Genomic DNA, 20257 nt, shown 5'->3' with positions numbered 1-20257 from the left:
GTTCGGTCCCTATCCGGCGTGGGCGTAGGATATTTGAGAGGAGCTGACCTTAGTACGAGAGGACCGGGTTGGACTGGCCGCTGGTGTATCTGTTGTTCTACCAAGAGCATAGCAGAGTAGCCAAGCCGGGAAGGGATAAACGCTGAAGGCATCTAAGCGTGAAGCCCCCCTCAAGATGAGATATCCCATAACGTCAAGTTAGTAAGACCCCTTGAAGACGACAAGGTAGATAGGACAGAGGTGGAAGTGCAGTAATGTATGGAGCTGACTGTTACTAATAGGTCGAGGGCATAACCAAACGGAATAGGTAATAGGATGGATTGGATAGTATTTAATTCTTTGTGTGAAGTTTTGAAGGTATATTTATATAGAAGCATCAGCTGATGGGTTGGTGCTTTTTTCATAAAGAATGTACTTTTTCTTGACAAAGTGCCGCTTAATAGATATAATATTTGGGTGGCATAAGTTATATTTAGGGGATTGGTCAAGTGGTATGATAGGGGTCTCCAAAACCTTTGGTGGGAGTTCGATTCTCTCATCCCCTGCTAAGAGAAGCAATCAATACGATACGTATTGGTTGCTTTTTTTCGCTTGTGAAACTCTTTGTTCTATAACAGGAAACTCTTTCTTATGCCGACAATGAACGGAGCGGCATTGTGCCTGCAGGAATGTCGTTCTTCAAAAACAAGATTAAGTACAAGATTAAACATAGCTATTGACAAAGTATATTATACAACATATAATATACAAAAAAGAAGTATATATAAGCAGGAAATACATACAAAAAAGAAGATATATGTTTAAGAAGAAATGCAAAAAAGAAATATAAAAAGAAAGGAAGTTCAGGAATGATATTTACTTTAAATGCACCAATGTTTGACTTCCTCGTATTGGCAATCATAGACCGACATGATACGTATGGATATGAGATCAGTCAGACCATCAAACAGGTTTCCAATACAAAGGATTCGACCTTGTATCCTGTGCTGAAGCGTTTGCAGGAAAAGGGATGTGTGACAACCTATGATGAACAGTTTCAGGGCCGAAACCGCAAGTATTACAGGATTACAGACAACGGGCGTATAATCTGTGATGAGTGGAGAAAAGAGTGGAGTGCGTACCGCGCAGGAATAGACAGGATTGCGAATTGTGCAAATGAAGGCGGCGCAGAAGGAGGGAATGAGAATGACTAAGACAGAGTACATGGAATCTTTATCAAAGAGGCTAAAGAGCCTGCCAAAAGAGTCTTATGAGGAGGCAATGGAATATTTTGAAGAATATTTTGCAGAGGCAGGAGAAGGAAACGATCAGGAAGCGATAGAGAATCTGGGAACGGTAACGGAGGCGGCAAATCAGATCATCACAGATATGGCGATTGAGAATGCGGCTGTTCCGGAAAAGCAGAAAAGTGTGAAGAAGGGGATTTCCGCGGTATGGATCGGCATACTTGCCATATTTGCTGCACCGATTGCCCTGCCCGTGGCATTTACAATCGCGATTCTGGCACTATGTGTCGTGTTTGTAGTAGGTGTCCTGATATTCTCTCTCCTGATCTCAGCAGTGGCGGTGGTATTCGCGGGAATTGTGGGAGTATTTGGAGGTATATGGCTTATTTTCAACGATCCGGCGTGTGGTCTGGCAACGCTGGGCAGTGCACTGTTGTCAGTCGGGATTGGAATCCTGCTTTGCTGGGGGACGGTGCTGGTCGGAAGGTGGACGGTTCGCGGAACTGTAAAATGCTTTGGAAGATGGGCAGGGAGGGGGAAGAAGCATGGAAAAGCGTAAAAAAATAACACATAAAATTTTGCTGGCGGCACTCATCTGTACTGCCGTTGGAGCAGTATTTCTGCTTATCGGAATGATTTTAGGAGGGAATCCGGGAATATACATTGATCGGACGGGAATCCACAGTGTGAATGAGGTTCTTAAACGTGACGGAGAGGAAGGCGGCTATCAGACCCTCGGAAAAAAGAAACTGGATAAGTTCAGTACCATCAGCATGAATGTGGATTACGGTGATATCCAGATCCTGCCTTCCGACGATAAGCACTGTTATCTGGAGTATTGTTTAAGCGAAAATAAGTCGGATATTTCGTATCAGGTAAAGGATGATACATTTACATTTAAAAGCAAAATGGGACTGAACGGCGGAAGAATGTATATTACATCCTTTGATTTCTCGGGGCTATGGAGAAAAGATATACCGGAGAAGACGGAGATTGTAAAACTCTATATTCCCCGGGATGCAGAATTTCAGGATATAAAGCTGGTCGCTGAGTGCGGCGATATCTCGCTGCAGAATCTGACAGCAGAAGGATTGGAGCTGCAGACGGACTACGGGGATGTTAATATTGAAGAATTTCGCTGCAAGGACAGCCGTTTTGATCTGGAGTCAGGAGATGTGAGCATAGAGAGCGCAGATCTCGGTGATTGCCAGATAGAGAGCGATTATGGCAATGTGGAATTGAATCTGACTCAAAAGGTGGAGGCGTATAGTTATGATCTGGAGACAGATTACGGAGAAATTAAAATACCGGGTGTATCGATCTCAGGCCAGGATGGGCAGAACTACAGAAGTACCGGTGGAGACGAAGGGAAGATAAAAGTGAGCTGTGATTCCGGTGATATAGTGATTGAAAATAAATAAATGTGGTAAAAAGCATCCGGAGATTTCGCGGTACTGCGAAAAGATAATTGTAAGATGAATTACAAGGTGGAAAGGAGGATTCGCCGACAATACTTGACAAACCATGAAAAATTATGGTATAAATATTTCTAGCGATCTTATCGCGTAGGGGATTGGTCAAATGGTATGATAGGGGTCTCCAAAACCTTTGGTGGGAGTTCGATTCTCTCATCCCCTGCTAGAATAAAAAAAGACTTTTGTATCAGCTGTTCCAGGTGCAGTATGGTTGTTACTGTTCATACGCAAGCTTGCCACCTGCTGTCAAGCTATGCGCCAATCAAGTAAATATAACCATGAGCCGGTTCCATCATCAAAGATGATGACGTATCAAAATACGAGCAGGAATATATGAGGGCAGGCAAAAACGAAAAGTATGGTAACTAATAAGATATACACGTCCGGAAATCTTCTTGCAGGATATTCTGTGGACTTTAATAAGCATGGTTTTCACGGTATTCGTGATTTCAAACAACTGATCAGAAGGTAGGAGGGTATTAAGGGGAGCGTAAAACGGGTGTCTTACTTTTTTTCAGGAGTGATCATGCTGCTATGCAGTGCGCTGCTGATTCTCGTACCGACAGAGGGCTATCAGATCGTACTGCTCATTCTGGAAATTGCATTGTTCAGGTTGTGATTTCATTTATCTGCCTGCTCCATCTCAATTCAGCAGAAATCATTGCAATTGTATATGGTGTTGGTCTTTTACATTCCGCAGTCTCGCATATTGTAGCTGCTTTTCGCAGAACAGCAATTGTTTATGTGCAGTAATCGCTGTTTCTGAATTTATTGGAATAGTTTCCGATTTGATAAGACCAATTCATAAGGAAGTTTGGGGGACTTAACAGTCCCCTTTTTTATTTAAAATTTTTTATCATGCTATTCAATTCTTTGGGCTTGTAATGAAGTCTGTCTATGGCAACATTGTGAGATATGTCAATGCGTCAAGAGCTTTGTTTCCATCGTAAAGTGCCATGTACTCAACATCGTGGACGTTTACTACATCCATATTTTTCAAACTGGTAATCAGATCGTCGGTTGTTAGCAGGTTTTGCTAAAAAGACTACCCATAGAGGTAGGTTACAAGAGCAGTATTATCTGATAATCTTTAAAAGTATAGTAAATGGTTATGCCCTTTTCTACATTTTAGGATAATAAAGACAGATGACGCAAAGGAGTTGAAATCATTTGTGGAAAATATTTATATAAAAATACCCGCGATCTTCCAAATGCTGAAAAAGGCAGAGAAAGAAGGTGCGATACTGTATATCCACGCGCTTGGTGGATTTGGAAAAACGGCGGCGGTGGAATATTATTTTCGCAGAAAGCCACACCTTGTGTTAAGGGGCAGTTATTGCAGCGGAGTGCTTGACGATATGCCAAATATTCAGGATATAAAGCAGTCGATTGTGGTTGTTGATGATATATCAGCAATTACGGATGCAAAAAGCCAGGAATATGTAAGAAATTTAATAGAAAAAGCGGACAAACAGCTCGTACTGATCGGGCGGACCCCCATACCAAAATGGATTCATTCTGAAAATTTGAAAAAATGGATCTTATCGGCGACCGAGAGTGATTTGGCGATGAATGCAGAACTTACGGCGAAGATGCTGGCTGCTTTTCATGTTGAGGTATCCCCCGAGGTGGCACAGCACATAGCAGAACTGACCATCGGCCACCCGGTGACTATAGCGATGGTCGCTCACCGGATGGATGGCGGGAAGGAATTTGATGCGGAAGTGATCGAGCAGGTGCAGTTGGACTTGTATGCCTATTGCGATCATGCTTTTTATGATACCTGGGACGAGGAATTAAAGCGCACATTATTCTGTTTAGCGCCCTTTGAGCATTTCACCCCGCGTATGCTGGAGCTGGTTTCCGGGTGCGCCAACGGGGAAAAGATAGTCGCAAAGGCACTGTCTATTAGTCAGGCCATCACAAGTGATGGGAATGGAACCTATCAGATGCGGCCGGTTCTGCGTGATTATTTAAGATATAAACAAAAAATAACACTGACCAAATCGCAGATAAATGACATATACAACAACGCAGGATTTTATTATGAGTCAGAAGGTGATATGGAAAATGCCTTGTTTTGCTACAGCCGGAGTGATAATCAGGAAAAAATTGCTGAGCTGCTTGTGCAAAATGCTATGCTTCAACCGGGAAATGGCCATTACTTTGAAACAAGAGAGTATTACTTCCATCTTCCCAGTGAGATCATCGAGTCATCCCCGGTATTGATGGCGGGACTTTCGATGCTTCATTCTCTGATGATGCAGACAATGGAAAGTGAGCAGTGGTATGAAAAACTAAAGAGCTTTTCCGAAGATCAGGAGGCTTTAGACACACAACAGAGAGAAGCGAAGATACGCCTTGCTTATCTTGATATCGCACTTCCCCACAGAGGAAGTACAAAGGTTTCGGAAATATTAAAAAGTGTAGCAATTCTGTGTGCCAACCAGCGTATTGAAATGCCGGAATTTTCTGTCACAAGTAATTTACCCTCCGTCATGAGTGGCGGCAAGGATTTTTGCGAATGGAGCAATAACAGCCTTGAGATGGCGCGTATGCTAAAAAAGCCTGTGGAGCTGGTGCTTGGCAGGTTTAGCGTGGGACTTGTGAATGTATCCCTTGCGGAGAGTGCCTTTGAAAAAGATTCCATGGATGTCTACGAGATCATGTCTATGCTCAATAGCGCATATGTAAAGGCAGACACAAAGGGCAACCCCGAAATATGCTTCGCCGCTATGGGGATTATGGCAAGGGTACACATAAGCAGAGGACAGCCGCAGCTTGCGTTATCTATAATAGAAGATTTTCGTGAAAAGATGCTGGCAGGCGGTCAAAACCAGCTGATACCAAATATTGACGCATTTCTTGTGTGGCAGGCACTGCTTGCGGGGAATGTGCAGGCAGCAGAAAAGTGGCTCACAGGGCAGGCCCCAAATGAAAATATTGATTTTAATATATTAGAGCGATACCAGTATATGATTAAAATTAAAACCTACATTGCTCTGGGCAGGCTGGAAGAAGCTGCCACATTAACGGAACGCATGTCGGTGTATTGCGAGGAATATGATCGCAATTATAATCAGATCGAACTGGGACTGCTCCGCACGATTATACAGTATCGGATGAGGCTTGGAGACTGGAAAAAGAGTCTTGAAAAGGCACTGCAAAAAGCCTATGCCTATGTTTTTATCCGTGTGGTGGCTGAATATGGCACTGCACTTTTACCCCTTCTGGAACAGGCGGAGAAGATCGATGTGGATAAAACATATTTGAAAAAAATAATTGCGGCTACAACGAGCATGGCAAAAAATTATCCTGCATACCTTGTTCCACCCGTATGCTTAAAGGAACCACTTACGGAAAGGGAAAAGCGGATCTTAGCACTTCTTTGTACCGATGCCACCATAGAGGAAATCGCAAAGATGTGCGACGTCACCTATAACACTGTGCGCTATCACAACAAAAATATATACCGTAAGCTGGGCGCAGAAAATCGGGACGAAGCAAGACTGAAAGCCCGTCAGTTGGGGGTGGAGGATGGTTCATTGTAAGCTTTCTATATAAGTTATTTTATAAAAATCGATATAAAGGAAATAAAAAATGAAGGGAAGAAGAAAAATGTGTAAAAAGAAGAAAAGAATCTTAAGTCTTGTGCTATCACTGCTCATGGTACTTACGATAGCACCTATGCCGGTCTCGGCTGCCGAGATGACGGAGCCGGAAGCAAATGAGGCTGCGGCACCTGAGGATACGGTTGAAGCATCAGAGCAGGCAACGGAAGAACCGGCGGCAGAACCTGTGGCAGAAACTACGAATGGTCTGCAGCAGCCTGCGGCGGGTGACGGCACGATAGGGAACCCCTACCAAATCGCCAACGCAGATAACCTGTACTGGTTCGCAGCTAAGGTCAATGGAACGGAGGCGGACGGTACGCAAAATGCAGCTGTCTGTGCTAAACTGACAGATAACATCACAGTGAACACAAGCGTACTGAACACAGACGGGGCGCTAAGCGGCGATGGTTCAGGCTTCCGTGCGTGGACGCCAATCGGTAATCCAAGCAGTGTATTCAGTATGTATAGTGGAATTTTTGACGGTGCTGGACACACCGTCAAAGGACTGTATCTCAACACAACCGACGATTATGTAGGTCTGTTTGGCTGTAACAGAGGCACCATTCAAAATGTGATTGTGGCCGATTCTTATTTCGGGGGAACGGATTCTGTCGGCGGTGTGTGCGGCCTTAATAACAGTGGCGGCAGCATCACGAGCTGCAATAACAGTGGCAGTGTAAGCGGGGCGTATTATGTCGGTGGTGTGTGCGGCACTAATAATGGCGGCAGCATCATGAACTGTATCAACAGTGGCAGCGTGAGCGGCACGTCCAATGATGTTGGTGGTGTGTGCGGCTCTAATGATAGTGGTAGCATCGTGAACTGCACCAACAGTGGCAGCGCGAGCACTACGTCCAGTCGTGTTAGCGGTGTGTGTGGTGAGAATTTTGACACCATCCAAAACTGCTATTATGATAAGGAGAAATATACCGGTGGAGACAATGGTGTAGGCATTGCCGGCTCAGACGTACTGGGCAGTGCTGAGGGCAAAACCCCGGCGGAATTTGCAAGCGGCGAAGTAACGTGGCTATTGAACGGCAGCAAGAACCCAGCAGAGGGCGAGACACTTGCTTGGGGACAGACGTTATCCGGTGATAAAGCAGATGCATATCCTGTTCTTGGTGGTGCAGTTGTATATCAGGTAGATAAATATGAGAGCTGTATTGTATCAGAAACTTCAAAGTCAGGATATAACAATACCAATGAGCCTATATTTGGACCACATACATACGGTGAGCCAGTTTGGACATGGGATGATGGGAAAACCAGTGCAACGGCAGAATTTATCTGTACGATTGATTCCAGTCATATGGAGAAAGTTGACGCAACGGTAACTGAAGATAAGGCAAATCATACAAAGACAGCAACAGTGTCAATGGGTGGAACGGAGTATACAGATACCATTACTGTTGCCACTGTTCTCACAGGCACAGGCACAAAGGAAGACCCCTATCAGATTGGCACGGCTGAGGAGCTGATGGCGTTTGGGGATATTGTCAATGGTACGAACGGTGCAACACAGAACACAGCTGCCTGTGCCATACTGACGGGTGATATCACGGTGAATACAGGGGTATTGAATGAGGACGGGACGCTGAACAGCAACACTACAGATTTCCAGGTGTGGACGCCAATCGGTAATGATACCAATCCATATAGTGGAACTTTTGACGGAGGTGGACATACCATCAAAGGACTGTATGTCGACACCACTGCCAGTTATGTAGGTCTGGTGGGCTATAACAAAGGAACCATTCATAATGTGATTGTGGCTGATTCTTATTTTAAGGGCAACGAGTATGTCGGCGGCGTGAGCGGCATCAATTCTGAAACCGTCATGAACTGCACCAACGGCGGCGGCGTAAACGGAAAGACAATGGTTGGCGGCGTGAGCGGCAGCAATTTAAAAACCATTATGAACTGCACCAACAGCGGCGGCGTGAGCGGTCAGGGATGGATTGGAGGCGTGAGCGGCAATAATGGGAGTAGCGGCACCATCACAAGCTGCGCCAACAGCGGCAGCGTGAGCGGCAGCGGCAGCAGCTCTACTGTTGGTGGTGTGTGCGGCCTTACTCGTAAGGATAGTGTCATTACGAACTGCACCAACAGCGGCAGCGTAAGCAGCACATATACTGCTGGAGGTGTGTGCGGGGAAAATGAAGGCACTATTACACACGGTACCAACAGCGGCAGTGTGAGCAACGCAAAGTATGCTGGCGGTGTATGCGGCTATGATCGGTACCAACACATCACGAATTGCTATTACGATAATCAAAAATGCACCATTGGGGGCATTATGAAGAATGATAAAAAGGGCAGTGCCGAGGGCAAAACCCCGGCGGCATTTGCCAGCGGCGAAGTAACGTGGCTGCTGAACGGCCAAACTGCCACTCCGGCAGATGGTGAGACACTTGCATGGTATCAGAATCTTGGCGAAAATGGGGATCCAACGCCTGTGCTGGATAGTACGCATGGGGTTGTTTATAAGAATGAACATACAAATGGCGATGCGACATATGATAATGGAATTACTTACATTGTGGCAGCTACAGCCAAGACTGTGGATGGAGCCGACGTAAGTGTCAATCTGGAAGGACTAAAAGTCTATACAAAAGGTACAAAGGCGACCGTGACTGCTCCAGTTAACAGTGGTTACAACTTTGTGGGCTGGTATGTAAAGCGTAATGAAACACCGTATTATACGGGAAATGCATTATCAACAAATAGAACATATACATTTACAGCAGAACAGGATATTGATTTGGTTGCTGTTTACCAGGCACTTGGAACAGTTGAGTTGACACTTGGCGGTAGTTATAACTATACAATCAATGGTACTTCAAAATCGGATGCAACCACGGAAGCATACACATTGGGGACCACCATTACATTAACCACAAATGGTGACAAGTTTGCATATTGGACAAACGCAGCGGGTATGATTCTTAGCCGGAAGCAAGAATATACATTTACAGTAACTGGTAAGGATACGATTACAGCAGAGTTTGACAGTACAACCGGTGGAACGATTGTGAATTTTATTAGCTTTTACAATCAGGTAATGAAGAGAAACCAGTGGTCAAATGCAGCGGATATAACAATTGCAGAGGCACCGACACGATATGGGTATACCTTTAAGTGCTGGTCCATAGATGGTACAGAATACGAAACTGAAGATGCATTAAAGGAGGTCATTGCTGCTCAGATCGAGAGCAAAGCTGAGAAGCTTACCGTAACACCAGTTTATACAAAGGAAACCGCATCATATACGGTAACAGTGATTGGTGGAACTGGTTCAGGTTTGTATGAAGTAAATGCTGTTGCCAGTGTTACAGCAAATGCAGCGGAAGCAGGAATGAAATTTGCCAACTGGACAGATTTGACTGGTAAGATTGTAAGTTATAATGAAACATATCAGTTCTATGTAATTGGAGATACTACGTTAACGGCAAATTTTGTAGAGGAAGCAACAGTAGTAGAAGAAAAAGGAACAACAGAAATTGTAGATATCGTAAAAGATACGACAAACAATAAGATTACCTTCGTTTCCATGAGTACCGTACCGGTAGGATGTACAATTCTTAAGGCAGGTGTTATTGCAACTGCGGATAGTGATGTAGGCACCAGTGGAGATGGATTTAATAAAGATACAGCTGCTATAGTGAGAGGCAATGCTTGGTCGGGGAATGCATACCGATATTCTTGGACGATAAAGACAACCAAGACAGTTTATGTGCGAGCTTATCTGGAATACAAAGATAATGAAGGAAATCAAATCGTAGTATATGGTAGCATGACACAAGACAATATAAACGAATAAGAAAGCGAGGAATAGAAAATGAAAGAAGAATATGTAATGCCAGTATGTGAAATTGTGGAATTTGAGACGGAGGATGTTATCATGGCCAGTATTCCTGGTTGGGGTGAAGGTGGTAGCGAAGATGGTGATATATAATAGAGGTGTTTCGCATTGACTAACTAGATAGATTTTGAAAGGGAAGGCAGGAGATTATCAGCGGCCTTCCTCTTTCTATTATAAAATGTGTAAAGAAAAAGAGGATATTTCTTATGAAAAAAATAGGAATGATCATATGTACATTTGTCATGTTATTTGTTATATCAACAAATGTTCAGGCAGCTGAGACAACGTATTCCGAAGGACATTTTTATTACCATGTTCACGATGGTTATATGTCTATTTCCGGTTATCTGGGAAGAGAGACGGAAGTAGTGATTCCGTCCAACATTGCTGGCAAGCCGGTGTCAGAGATAGAAGACCATGCATTTGACGGGTGCAATACGCTCAAGTCCATTACAGTCCCAGATACGGTTACCCGTATTGGGGAAAGTGCATTTACAGGAGCAGATTCTCTGGAAAAAGTAATCAGCCAAACGGAAGGGGTCAATATTGTTGTCAAAGAGAATGTAACAATCATAGATGATTTCTCTGGTGAGCTCACATCTGATACAAAGCCGGACGATAACGAATCAAATTCGGACACTACGATAGAAAGCGGTTCGGAAGGAATTGGAGAAGCTGGGCACGAAGAACCGGAAGACATAGCTGCCTTAAAAGGTATCAATATTAAGGGTAGTGATACGGTGATTTCTGTAGATGATAAGCATCATTTGATATCAATAGATGGTGCGGGAAATATAGTGATTTTGGACGATTCAAAAAAGTATAGCATGACAGATAATAAGGATGAAACGGTCCGTATTACAGATGCAGACGGCAATGAAGTGACAGTGGATGACAATGGAAATGTCCAGATTCCATCGCAAAAAGGCTTAACTAAAATAAAAGTTGCAATCGCAATCGGAGTTGTCGCAATTATAATTATCGTGTGCGGTGTTTTGCTTTATCGCAGGAAAAAGAAGAGGTAGACATGCAATCTTGCTATATAAAATTGGCAGCTCATACAATAAAAGTAAATGCTATTTATGAAACCACAATGGAATTCTGTAAGGAATATTTACTGCCGAATGATATATGTGGTTGTGATTTCGACTTGGAAATAACAGTGGAGCAGAAAGATATTGAACTGGAACGTCAGAAATCAGAATCCGAAGACATCAAGGAGTGCATTCCTATCCGCCATTTTTCTGACGAATATCTGGAAACTCTGGCTGTTTACCGCCAGATCGCAGAGCAGATGGTAGACTATGATACGCTTCTTTTCCATGGCTCTGCTATAGCAGTAGATGGACAGGGATATCTCTTTACCGCGAAAAGTGGAACGGGAAAATCTACCCACACCAGACTATGGAGGGAATACTTTGGTGAACGTGCGGTGATGGTTAATGATGATAAGCCGTTGTTAAAGATTACAGAAGATGGCGTCACGATCTATGGCACACCATGGGATGGAAAGCACCGCTTAAGCAATAATATTTCTGTGCTCCTCAAGGCAATCTGTATTCTGAATAGAGATGAAACAAATCATATCGAACAGGTATCTGGTAGAAAAGGATATCCCTTATTACTCCAACAGACCTATCGCAGTGCTGAGCCTTTAAAACTAATGAGAACATTGGAACTGCTGGACCGCATGATTGAGAATACGAGTATTTATTCCCTTGGCTGTAACATGAGACCAGAAGCGGCAAAAGTGGCATACGAAGGGATGCAGACCGTAACGAGCAAAGAACGGAGGGAAACGAAATGAAGTTAAACAGTGATTTTATTACACACAATACTGGAGAAGAACAGGTGATGGTAGCAACTGGAAGCACAGCATTTGCGGGACTGGTTCGCAACAATAAGACGGCAGCCTTTATTGTAGAACTATTAAAAGAAGAGACAACATTGGAGCAGATTGTAGATGCTGTATTTGCGAAGTATGATGCCCCAAGAGATGTGATAGAGCAAGATGTAAGAAAAATTATTGATTCCTTAAAAGGAATTGGAGCAATTAATGGATAAAGCTAAGATTAGAGAAATACAGGAAAAAGGTCATTATTATAGTGTGCCAAAAGGCATTAGTATGAAGCCGATGCTTCAAAGCAGAGAAAATGTAGTAGACATCGTTCCTTTTGACGGACTCTTGAAAAAATATGATGTTGCATTGTATTATCGCGAGACAACAAACCAATATGTGCTGCATCGTATATTGGAAGTGAAACAGGATTGCTATTACTTCTATGGCGATAATTGTTGGCAGAGGGAGATTGTTCCCCATGAGGCGGTTGTTGGGGTGGCATCACAGTTTTTCCACAAAGGTGCATGGATTCCAGTAACAGATAAAAAGTATCTGTGCTATGTGCACCTATGGTGTGATTTTCTACCATTAAGAAGGCTTCTGTTTCGAATACGGGACAAGATAAAAAGAATAATTTATAAGCATAGGATGAGGAATACAGATTGATGAAGCAGAAAACAGACCGTTCCACCTTGCGCTGGATTAGTAATGTGGCTGGAAAGAAAAAACTCTATATTGTAATCTTACTGCTGGTGCAGGTCGTTCTTGGCATCAGCAGTGTTTTCTATGCATTCATTCTGAGGTCGCTCATTGATGCGGCTGTGGCTGGGAACAGGGACAAATTTTTCTTGACCGTTGTCGCGCTTGCGGGTCTTGTATTGTTTCAGATTCTCCTTCGTGCCATCAACCGATTTTTCGAAGAATATTCCAGAGCAGCCATGGAGAATGGCTTTAAGAGCCGCTTGCTGTCATTTTTATTAAGAGAAGATTATGGAAGAATCACAGCAATTCACTCGGGAGAGTGGATGAACCGTCTGACTTCTGACACCGTAGTTGTGGCGGATGGTCTTGCTCAGATTGTTCCCGGTGTGGCAGGAATGCTGGTGAAGATGTGCGGTGCGCTTGTTATGATACTGGTCTTAGAACCACGATTTGGATTCATTCTGATTCCAGGGGGTGTACTTCTGGTTGTTCTGACCTATGGATTTCGCAAAGTATTGAAACGATTTCATAAGCAGATGCAAGAGGCAGACGGTACGCTGCGGGTGTTCCTGCAGGAGCGCCTTGCCAGTATGCTGGTGGTACGGGCTTTTGTGAAGGAAGAACAGACCATACAGGAAGCAGAAGAACTCATGGAAACTCATAAGAAGGCAAGAATGAAGAAGAATCATTTTTCCAATGTCTGCAATATCGGTTTTGGTGGAGTGATGCAGGGAGCCTATGTACTTGGTGCCGGGGTATGCGGTTATGGGATACTGACGGGAACCATGTCATACGGAACCCTTATGGCGATTTTGCAGCTGATTGGCCAGATACAGTCCCCATTTGCCAATATTACAGGGTATCTTCCCAAGTATTATGCCATGCTTGCCAGTGCGGAAAGACTGCGGGAAGTGGAATTGTTTTCCGATGGTAATGAAGTGACGAGTGTCCCAGATGTGAGCAATGGAAACCATAGCATCATGAGTATTTCGGGGATTCAGGACTTTTATAGAGAACATATGACGGCAATTTGCCTGGAGCATGCCAGCTTTACTTATCAGCCCTTATCGGAAGAATCCGCACAGGAGCTTCCCGTGGTGCTGCGTGATTTGAACCTGAAGATTCAGAAAGGGGATTACATAGCGTTTACCGGACCTTCCGGCTGTGGTAAGAGTACCGTACTCAAATTGTTGATGTGTCTGTATCAGCTGGATGAAGGGGCTTGTGATCTGGAAGTACAGGGGATGGGGGCTTCAAGGCTTACGCTGAATCAGACCTATCGCAGACTGTTTGCCTATGTACCTCAGGGCAATCGTCTCATGAGCGGAACGATTCGTGAGATTGTGGCTTTTTCAGACAAAGAAGGAATGAAGCAAGCCGATAACATCTGGAACGCACTAGAAATTGCCTGTGCGAAGGAGTTCGTAGCAGAACTGGCACAAGGAATTGATACCTTGCTTGGAGAGCGGGGACTTGGACTGTCAGAGGGACAGATGCAGCGAATTGCAATTGCAAGGGCTGTTTTTGCAGACAATCCGATTCTGATGCTCGATGAATCCACCAGCGCACTGGACGAGGATACGGAAACGAGACTGCTGCATAATTTGCGCTCCATGACCGATAAGACGGTATTAATTGTGACCCACAGACCAGCGGTACTTGCAATCTGCGATAAGGAAATCTGTTTTTCACAGTCAGGTGTGGAAGAGAAAGCATTGAGGAGAAGGAAGCAAGATGATTGTAAATAAGTGGAAATCTACGGATATAGATCAGAGGACTCAGTCGGAATATGACCTGTTATATCTAATCAGCAGTGTTTTAAATGATATTACTCCAAAACCACAGCGGATTGAACAGATGGACTTGAGGATGATCTATAAAGTTGCCAGATATCATACCCTGGCAGCGATTACCTGTATGGCATTAGAATCAGCGGATGCTTTTCGTCAGTGTACAGATGTGGAGCTTGTTCGAAAGTGGAAAGAATGCAAAGAAAAGGCAATCCGCAAAAATCTGTTACTGGATGCAGAACGTCAGAATATCTGCGGCTTTATGGAGCAGGAACATATCTGGTATATGCCGCTTAAGGGTGTGGTGTTAAAGGAATTCTATCCCAGACTAGGAATGCGCCAGATGGCAGACAATGACATCCTCTTTGACAGCAGATTTCAAAATGAAGTATGTCAATGGATGATTCAACACGGCTATAAGGCGATTATGGTAGGAAAAGGGAATCATGATGTCTATGAGAAAGAACCTGTTTATAATTTTGAAATGCATACTTCGTTATATGGGAAAGGGCACAATGAGGACTGGGTTCATTATTATCAGGATGTGAAGGAACGTCTGATACAAGACAGAGAAAACCAATACGGATATCATTTTACAGACGAGGACTTTTATATCTATATCATTACGCATGCCTATAAGCACTATAACGGGAGCGGTACCGGTATCCGTTCACTTCTGGATATAGCAGTCTATTTGCGGAAGAAAGAAAGCTCGTTGGACTGGAAGTATATTTCCGATGAATTGAAAAAACTTCAGGTAGCGGAATTTGAACAAAATAGCAGAAATCTGGCTGAAAAGGTATTTTCCAAGGAGCAGTATAACCTGACAGAGGAAGAAACAGGGTTACTTCACTATTTCCTCGGAGCAGGTACTTATGGAACGATGGCAAACAGGGTTGAGAAAAAGCTGCGCGAATACCAGCCGGATGATGAACTGATTAAAGGCGTTACAAAGCGCAGATATATCCGACAACGATTGTTCCCGGACGAAAGCTTTTATCAGGACTTTGTACCATTTGCTTATAGGCACAAATGGTTTAGGCCGTTTTATCTTGTGTATCGAGCGATACGGGGAGTGCTGCGTAAAAGAAAGATGATTGCCAGGGAGCTGAAAATAATAATGAAGAAATAATGAAGAAAAAATATATTCTATTGCACAAAAATATTTCTGTAGCGGATATGGAATTCCAGTGAAAAGGAGTTGGATTAACGCCCCAGCTCCGGCTCTCAAAAAAGAACTTTATTTCCATAAATCTGGAATCGTATCGTAGTTTTCCTACCCTCACATCCTTTTATTTCCAGACATGAAAAACACCTCCAAAGTAACAGATGTTGCATTTAATAAAATATTATGTTATAGTCTAACACATATTCATTCGACATTCTATTCGAAGAATAATCTAAGGTTTCCGGCGTATCGCCAAAGATTCCAGTCAATACCAGGTTTATACCGAATAACAATCCTATACGAAAGAAGTGATGCCTATGATTGTCCCAGATCTCTCGCAGCTCTTAAAAAACTTATATAAATTGAGTAAAAAAACACAAAAATCATCGAGTTACAGCATTTCTAAAAAGTCTGAATAAAATCACATAAGGAGAATACCATGTCTAAAAATCTAATCAACACATCTAAAATCAAATCGAATCAAACAAGTACAACTGCCAATGAAAAAGTTACAGTCACGACTGCCAGTCAGAAAATGTTGACCGGTCCCATACCATATCGGCTCACGAATGACTACATGTTCCGAGCGGTTCTGCAGAAAAATATCCATGCACTACGCTCCCTGATTGCCTGCCTACTTGATCTGCCGGAGGAGGAACTAATTGATATCAAAATACTCAACCCTATCATATTAGGCGATTCTATCGATGAAAAAACCTGTGTGCTGGACCTGCGGATCCATACGCCGAATACCTCCTGTCAAACACCAAAACCCATCAAGTTTATAGTGACAAGTTCTCCATCCATGTGTTAGACTTAACACAGATAGAAACCGGTCAATTGCAGAAAGAGAAGCCAGAACTTTATTATTGGGCCAAACTCTTTGTCGCCAAAACATGGGAGGAGATGCAGATGCTGAGTGAAAAATCTGAAGGAATCCAGGAGGCTGTTCTGACTCTGAAAGAGTTAACAGAAGATGAAAAAATCCAGCTGCAGTGCGAAGCACGGGAAATGTATGAACACACCATGGCATCGGCAGAGCGGTTCGGACGGATTGAAGGGAAACGTGAAGGTAAAATTGAAGGAAAACGTGAGACAGCAGAAAAAATGCTGCGGGACGGGATGGATGATGAACAGATTCAAAAATATACTGGTCTGAGTCAGAAGGATATTGAGGAGATTCGGTATACACTTTGATCTGGAACACATTAACAAAAAATCGCCAGAATCTGATGTGCCCCTGTCAAGTAGACAGGGGGCACATCAGATTCTGGCGATTCTTAAGTCATAGATTTTTCTACAGTCCTTCTTTTATTCCTCCGCAATCACAATCAGATAATCCTCATCTGAGAAGCTGACAGAAGTATTTTTCACAGGGTTGGTTATAAGGGACAATCCGTTTCTATCCTGCTTTTTGTATCCGACAAAAATCTCTCCACGATTTTTAGCAATCTCGGTCAGCGTATACATGTTGACTGTTTTGTTCAGTTGAACATAGGAGGAGGCCGGTTTCATATAAATTTCTGAGCCGTCGGCGTCAAGCAAATCCTCAAACAGAGCGACAAGCTTACGATTTTCAGATACCTGGGTCAGGATGAGGTTTGCGATGGTGCTGCCAACTACAAAATCATTTACCTTGGCAACCTTGGATAAGCGTTGATTCTCCACGGAGTGCATCTCACTGGTAATGTTAAATTCAATCTGCATTCTGGAAGCGATATCCCGCAGCTGAAGCAGAAGCAGAAGGGTCTTGGAATCAGCTTCTTCAGAACTGGTAACAGAACTGCTGTCTGTATTTGAGTTGCTGCTTCCAGATATGTTGTCAGGAGAACAGTCAGCCTGATTCAGCAACAACACATCGGTGGTACCGTTTTTCAGCAATTCGGTCAGAACCTCTTTACTGTAGATGTTGCACTGGCGGGCTGTAAACCGGAGGTGAGTGAGCTCACTATGCTCTGGTGTGTGATGACTGGATTGAAGGTCTTCGACCATGTCGTCGGTCAGACTGGTGCAGGCAAGCGTCACCGTGGAGCCGTCCGCCACATACTGATCCAGTTCATGAAGAATGAGTGGAAGAGAGCCGTTGTAGCCAAGAACCAGAAGATGATAGGGCTGCTCCGGTGCGTCTTGGGTCTGTTCGCAGTCCATCTGTAATTCCGGTTCAACTTCCACAGGAAGTGAGACACCGTCGTCCGCGGCCAGATGAATGATCTGGTCACCGGGTCTGATGACAGTATCCATAGGTGGATTCAGCATCGGAACGCCGTTCCGGTCGATACCGACCACGACTGAAGAACAAAACCAGTTCAGGATACTGCCGAAGGTCTTTCCGGCTAATTCCGGAAATTCTTCAAAATAAAATTCATCTCCGTCAAAATCAAAAAAGTCCGTAAGTACAAGAGACATGCCCGGTTGTCTGCAGGTGTGAGCGATGATGCGCGCGAGCACATCGGTGAGGAAGATGACCTCCGCTTTGCCTTCGCCGGCAATTCTGGCGGCATCGATATTTTCCTCGTTATGAATCAGGGTTGTAATGTGTGCTTCGTTGTCAAAAGCATCCCGGGACTTCAGATAAGCGACAACTGCAAGCAGTGCCTTGATGACCTGAAAATCACTCTGCTGATTGATGATAATGGAACGAGCGGTCTCTATGGAGGCCATTTCCAACAGGTGGTTGTTTGTAAAATTACCGGAGCGGCAGATAATTTCTGTAGTCTTGAAGTCTTCGATGTGGGCTTTGATTTCCTCGTCCATAAATTCCTTGTCCTGTTCTCCAATGACGAGGATGCATCCGCGTTTCTGGTTGGCATTTGCCTCAACCAGTTCGGAAAGCAGTGTATAGATACCGTCGTTAAACCCGATAATGACGGTATGCTGATTCTCAATGACTACAGAGAATCCTTTGCGCAGACTGGTCAGCTTTTCCTCGAACCCGCTGCTGATAATACCAATTAAAATACTAGTCACAAAAATGCCGCACAGTGTGACTACACTCATCAGTATGACAAAGCCGACATTGGCCGTGTCGTCACCGGCGAGTGTGCCGGCATCGATGGCATGCATCAGGCTCTGCCAGACAGAGTTCCCGGCGGACAGGTCTCCGCTGCATAAGCTTCCAAGAATACCGCCAATCACAACAACGATTGCGGTCACCAGAAACAGCATGCCAACCAGGGCGATGGTGCCCTTTCCCATAAGACGGTCAAACCAGTATCTTGCTTTCTGGCGAAACGATGGCTTTTTATTCATAATGTTACCTCCCCTTTGTAATAAAAAATCCCGTACACTAATTTTAGCTTCTGATTGCGAAAACGTCAACTATCCATAAGGGTAGGTTCTGCTCCAAAATTGTAAAAATGATATGGTTCACAGTACGGTGATAAGATGCCGTTGGAGGGATGCTATCGCATCTGCCGTGGTGTCACGCCATAGCGTTTTTTGAAAAGCCTGTTAAAATAAGAAAGATTATCAAACCCGACCATGGCGGCTATCTCCAGGACACTACAGGAGGTCGTGGTCAGGAGTCTTGCGGCCATAGTGAGTCGGTATTCGTTCAGGTAATGGACGAAACTGTCTTTCATCTGCTGCCTGAAAAATTTCATAAAATGAGAGTCGCTGTAGTGGCAGAGCTCCGCCATCTGGGAGAGGGTGATCGGCTCGGCGTAATGCTCCTCGATATATTTGATGACAAGCTTGACCTTATCAAGGTTTTTCTGCCCTGTGGGATTGGGTATATCTTTGTGCTGATTGGAGATCAGCAGGAAGAACAACTGATAGAGATATCCCTTCACGGCGAGCTGAAATCCTGTGGGACGATCATGGGAGAGCAGGTCAATGGAACTGATGATAGTGGTGAAATCTGTATAGTAGGAGAGGGAGGAGTGAATGTGGCAGTCAGTTGTCAGATGCCCCTGCATCAGGGGAATCAGAAAGGCCTGGGAACAGACATCCTCATGTTTGGAGAGCAGAAAGTCTCCCCGAAAAATGATATTTTCGTACTCCATAGTGTACCCTTTTTTCTCTTCAATGGAATGCAGTTTTCCCGGGAGCACGATAATCACATCCCCCGCAAAGACCGGGTACTCGACCAGATCCACGTGAACGGTACCCGCACCCTTTTTGATGACGATAAACTCAAAATCGTCGTGCCAGTGTGTGGGAACATTGGAAAAATCCAACGGGATCGTGCATAGATATGTGTTGTAGGGAAAACTGTCACCAGTGTGTTTTTTGTTCTCCAGCAGCTGCTGATATTCGTGGATGTTCATAAGATCCTCCAATCCTTATTTGATAGTATGAGTTGCCCGACAAATGGGCTATTTGAACCTTGAAAATTTAATATATTATCTTCAAATATGTTACAATGGAGTTATTAAAAAAGGAGTGATTATATGTCTTTCTCATCGAATAACTCACAACAAATCAGCATATTTGATGCTACTTCAAACCTAACAGCCCGCGAATTAAAAATGTTAGATAAATCATGGGCTAAGTATTTTTCGGAAAATGTTTTTCCATATATAGATGAAGAACCTTTCCGCGTATTGTACAGCAATCGCCCATCTCGCCGTAATACACCT

Annotated in this window: 15 protein-coding genes, 2 tRNA genes, 1 rRNA gene and 2 pseudogenes; 17 read left to right on the top strand and 3 right to left on the bottom strand. The window is 44.0% G+C overall.

Features of this window, described 5'->3' with window-relative positions; genetic code table 11:
- From BUB85_RS17160 to BUB85_RS17135, 6 genes are all read left to right on the top strand, one after another.
- Window positions 1-298: ribosomal RNA gene (locus tag BUB85_RS17160) — 23S ribosomal RNA — on the top strand; the annotation flags it as partial.
- A gap of 176 nt (window positions 299-474) precedes the next feature.
- Window positions 475-545, top strand: a tRNA-Trp gene (locus tag BUB85_RS17155).
- Between the two features lie 303 nt (window positions 546-848).
- Window positions 849-1193 (top strand): PadR family transcriptional regulator, encoded by a 345-nt coding sequence (locus tag BUB85_RS17150; protein WP_073112755.1) that lies wholly within the window; start codon window positions 849-851, stop codon window positions 1191-1193.
- Complete coding sequence (locus BUB85_RS17145) at window positions 1186-1785, top strand: DUF1700 domain-containing protein (protein WP_073112753.1); 600 nt, start codon at window positions 1186-1188, stop codon at window positions 1783-1785. Before BUB85_RS17150 ends, BUB85_RS17145 begins: the two co-directional genes overlap by 8 nt.
- Entirely contained in the window at window positions 1772-2647 is an 876-nt protein-coding gene (locus tag BUB85_RS17140; protein ID WP_073112751.1) for a DUF4097 family beta strand repeat-containing protein, read from the top strand. The genes BUB85_RS17145 and BUB85_RS17140 overlap by 14 nt, the downstream gene beginning before the upstream one ends.
- Window positions 2648-2793: 146 nt before the next feature.
- A tRNA-Trp gene (locus BUB85_RS17135) sits at window positions 2794-2864 on the top strand.
- A 676-nt stretch (window positions 2865-3540) separates the two neighbouring features.
- On the opposite strand, the pseudogene BUB85_RS22755 reads toward BUB85_RS17135, so the two are convergent.
- A pseudogene (locus tag BUB85_RS22755) lies at window positions 3541-3728 on the bottom strand (hypothetical protein); the annotation flags it as partial.
- 145 nt (window positions 3729-3873) lie between these two features.
- Here BUB85_RS22755 and BUB85_RS17125 point away from each other — a divergent pair.
- From BUB85_RS17125 to BUB85_RS17080, 10 genes are all read left to right on the top strand, one after another.
- Window positions 3874-6252 carry a LuxR C-terminal-related transcriptional regulator gene (locus BUB85_RS17125; RefSeq protein WP_073112749.1) on the top strand — a complete coding sequence of 793 codons (2379 nt, stop codon included), beginning with the start codon at window positions 3874-3876 and terminating at the stop codon, window positions 6250-6252.
- A 67-nt stretch (window positions 6253-6319) separates the two neighbouring features.
- A complete protein-coding gene (locus BUB85_RS17120; RefSeq protein WP_143160770.1) occupies window positions 6320-10135 on the top strand; it encodes an InlB B-repeat-containing protein in 3816 nt (1271 codons plus the stop codon).
- A 248-nt stretch (window positions 10136-10383) separates the two neighbouring features.
- Window positions 10384-11202, top strand: coding sequence for a leucine-rich repeat protein (locus tag BUB85_RS17115; protein WP_073112745.1), 819 nt, complete (start codon window positions 10384-10386; stop codon window positions 11200-11202).
- A 2-nt stretch (window positions 11203-11204) separates the two neighbouring features.
- Window positions 11205-11984: a hypothetical protein gene (locus BUB85_RS17110; RefSeq protein WP_073112743.1), complete on the top strand. Its 780-nt coding sequence runs from the start codon at window positions 11205-11207 to the stop codon at window positions 11982-11984.
- Window positions 11981-12241 (top strand): PqqD family protein, encoded by a 261-nt coding sequence (locus BUB85_RS17105; RefSeq protein WP_073112741.1) that lies wholly within the window; start codon window positions 11981-11983, stop codon window positions 12239-12241. The genes BUB85_RS17110 and BUB85_RS17105 overlap by 4 nt, the downstream gene beginning before the upstream one ends.
- Window positions 12234-12683: a hypothetical protein gene (locus tag BUB85_RS17100; RefSeq protein ID WP_073112739.1), complete on the top strand. Its 450-nt coding sequence runs from the start codon at window positions 12234-12236 to the stop codon at window positions 12681-12683. Before BUB85_RS17105 ends, BUB85_RS17100 begins: the two co-directional genes overlap by 8 nt.
- Window positions 12683-14467 carry an ABC transporter ATP-binding protein gene (locus tag BUB85_RS17095; protein WP_073112737.1) on the top strand — a complete coding sequence of 595 codons (1785 nt, stop codon included), beginning with the start codon at window positions 12683-12685 and terminating at the stop codon, window positions 14465-14467. Before BUB85_RS17100 ends, BUB85_RS17095 begins: the two co-directional genes overlap by 1 nt.
- Window positions 14454-15641, top strand: a complete 1188-nt coding sequence (locus BUB85_RS17090) for a nucleotidyltransferase domain-containing protein (protein ID WP_073112734.1) — start codon at window positions 14454-14456, stop codon at window positions 15639-15641. The genes BUB85_RS17095 and BUB85_RS17090 overlap by 14 nt, the downstream gene beginning before the upstream one ends.
- A gap of 475 nt (window positions 15642-16116) precedes the next feature.
- Window positions 16117-16491: a PD-(D/E)XK nuclease family transposase gene (locus tag BUB85_RS17085; RefSeq protein ID WP_073112732.1), complete on the top strand. Its 375-nt coding sequence runs from the start codon at window positions 16117-16119 to the stop codon at window positions 16489-16491.
- On the top strand, window positions 16485-16874 hold the full coding sequence (locus tag BUB85_RS17080; RefSeq protein WP_073112730.1) for a hypothetical protein: 390 nt from the start codon (window positions 16485-16487) through the stop codon (window positions 16872-16874). Before BUB85_RS17085 ends, BUB85_RS17080 begins: the two co-directional genes overlap by 7 nt.
- Before the next feature lie 114 nt (window positions 16875-16988).
- On the opposite strand, the gene BUB85_RS17075 is transcribed toward BUB85_RS17080, so the two are convergent.
- A complete protein-coding gene (locus BUB85_RS17075; RefSeq protein ID WP_073112728.1) occupies window positions 16989-18926 on the bottom strand; it encodes a potassium channel family protein in 1938 nt (645 codons plus the stop codon).
- A gap of 152 nt (window positions 18927-19078) precedes the next feature.
- The gene (locus BUB85_RS17070) at window positions 19079-19945 is read right to left on the bottom strand and encodes an AraC family transcriptional regulator (protein ID WP_073112726.1); all 867 of its coding nucleotides are present in this window, start codon (window positions 19943-19945) and stop codon (window positions 19079-19081) included.
- Window positions 19946-20068: 123 nt separating this feature from the next.
- On the opposite strand from BUB85_RS17070, the pseudogene BUB85_RS21880 reads away from it, so the two are divergent.
- A pseudogene (locus BUB85_RS21880) lies at window positions 20069-20257 on the top strand (transposase); the annotation flags it as partial.

The sequence above is a fragment of the Hespellia stercorisuis DSM 15480 genome (genome assembly GCF_900142165.1).
GTDB classification, from domain to species: Bacteria; Bacillota; Clostridia; order Lachnospirales; family Lachnospiraceae; genus Hespellia; species Hespellia stercorisuis.
Note: the sequence above shows the minus strand (reverse complement) of the source record. Positions and strands in the feature narration are given on the sequence as shown.

Coding starts and splice junctions, on each gene's coding strand:
- BUB85_RS17100 (WP_073112739.1), top strand. CDS start 12,234: ATGGATAAAGCTAAGATTAGAGAAATACAGGAAAAAGGTCATTATTAT.
- BUB85_RS17120 (WP_143160770.1), top strand. CDS start 6,320: ATGTGTAAAAAGAAGAAAAGAATCTTAAGTCTTGTGCTATCACTGCTC.
- BUB85_RS17090 (WP_073112734.1), top strand. CDS start 14,454: ATGATTGTAAATAAGTGGAAATCTACGGATATAGATCAGAGGACTCAG.
- BUB85_RS17145 (WP_073112753.1), top strand. CDS start 1,186: ATGACTAAGACAGAGTACATGGAATCTTTATCAAAGAGGCTAAAGAGC.
- BUB85_RS17075 (WP_073112728.1), bottom strand. CDS start 18,926: ATGAATAAAAAGCCATCGTTTCGCCAGAAAGCAAGATACTGGTTTGAC.
- BUB85_RS17070 (WP_073112726.1), bottom strand. CDS start 19,945: ATGAACATCCACGAATATCAGCAGCTGCTGGAGAACAAAAAACACACT.
- BUB85_RS17110 (WP_073112743.1), top strand. CDS start 11,205: ATGCAATCTTGCTATATAAAATTGGCAGCTCATACAATAAAAGTAAAT.
- BUB85_RS17150 (WP_073112755.1), top strand. CDS start 849: ATGATATTTACTTTAAATGCACCAATGTTTGACTTCCTCGTATTGGCA.
- BUB85_RS17140 (WP_073112751.1), top strand. CDS start 1,772: ATGGAAAAGCGTAAAAAAATAACACATAAAATTTTGCTGGCGGCACTC.
- BUB85_RS17095 (WP_073112737.1), top strand. CDS start 12,683: ATGAAGCAGAAAACAGACCGTTCCACCTTGCGCTGGATTAGTAATGTG.
- BUB85_RS17085 (WP_073112732.1), top strand. CDS start 16,117: ATGTCTAAAAATCTAATCAACACATCTAAAATCAAATCGAATCAAACA.
- BUB85_RS17105 (WP_073112741.1), top strand. CDS start 11,981: ATGAAGTTAAACAGTGATTTTATTACACACAATACTGGAGAAGAACAG.
- BUB85_RS17115 (WP_073112745.1), top strand. CDS start 10,384: ATGAAAAAAATAGGAATGATCATATGTACATTTGTCATGTTATTTGTT.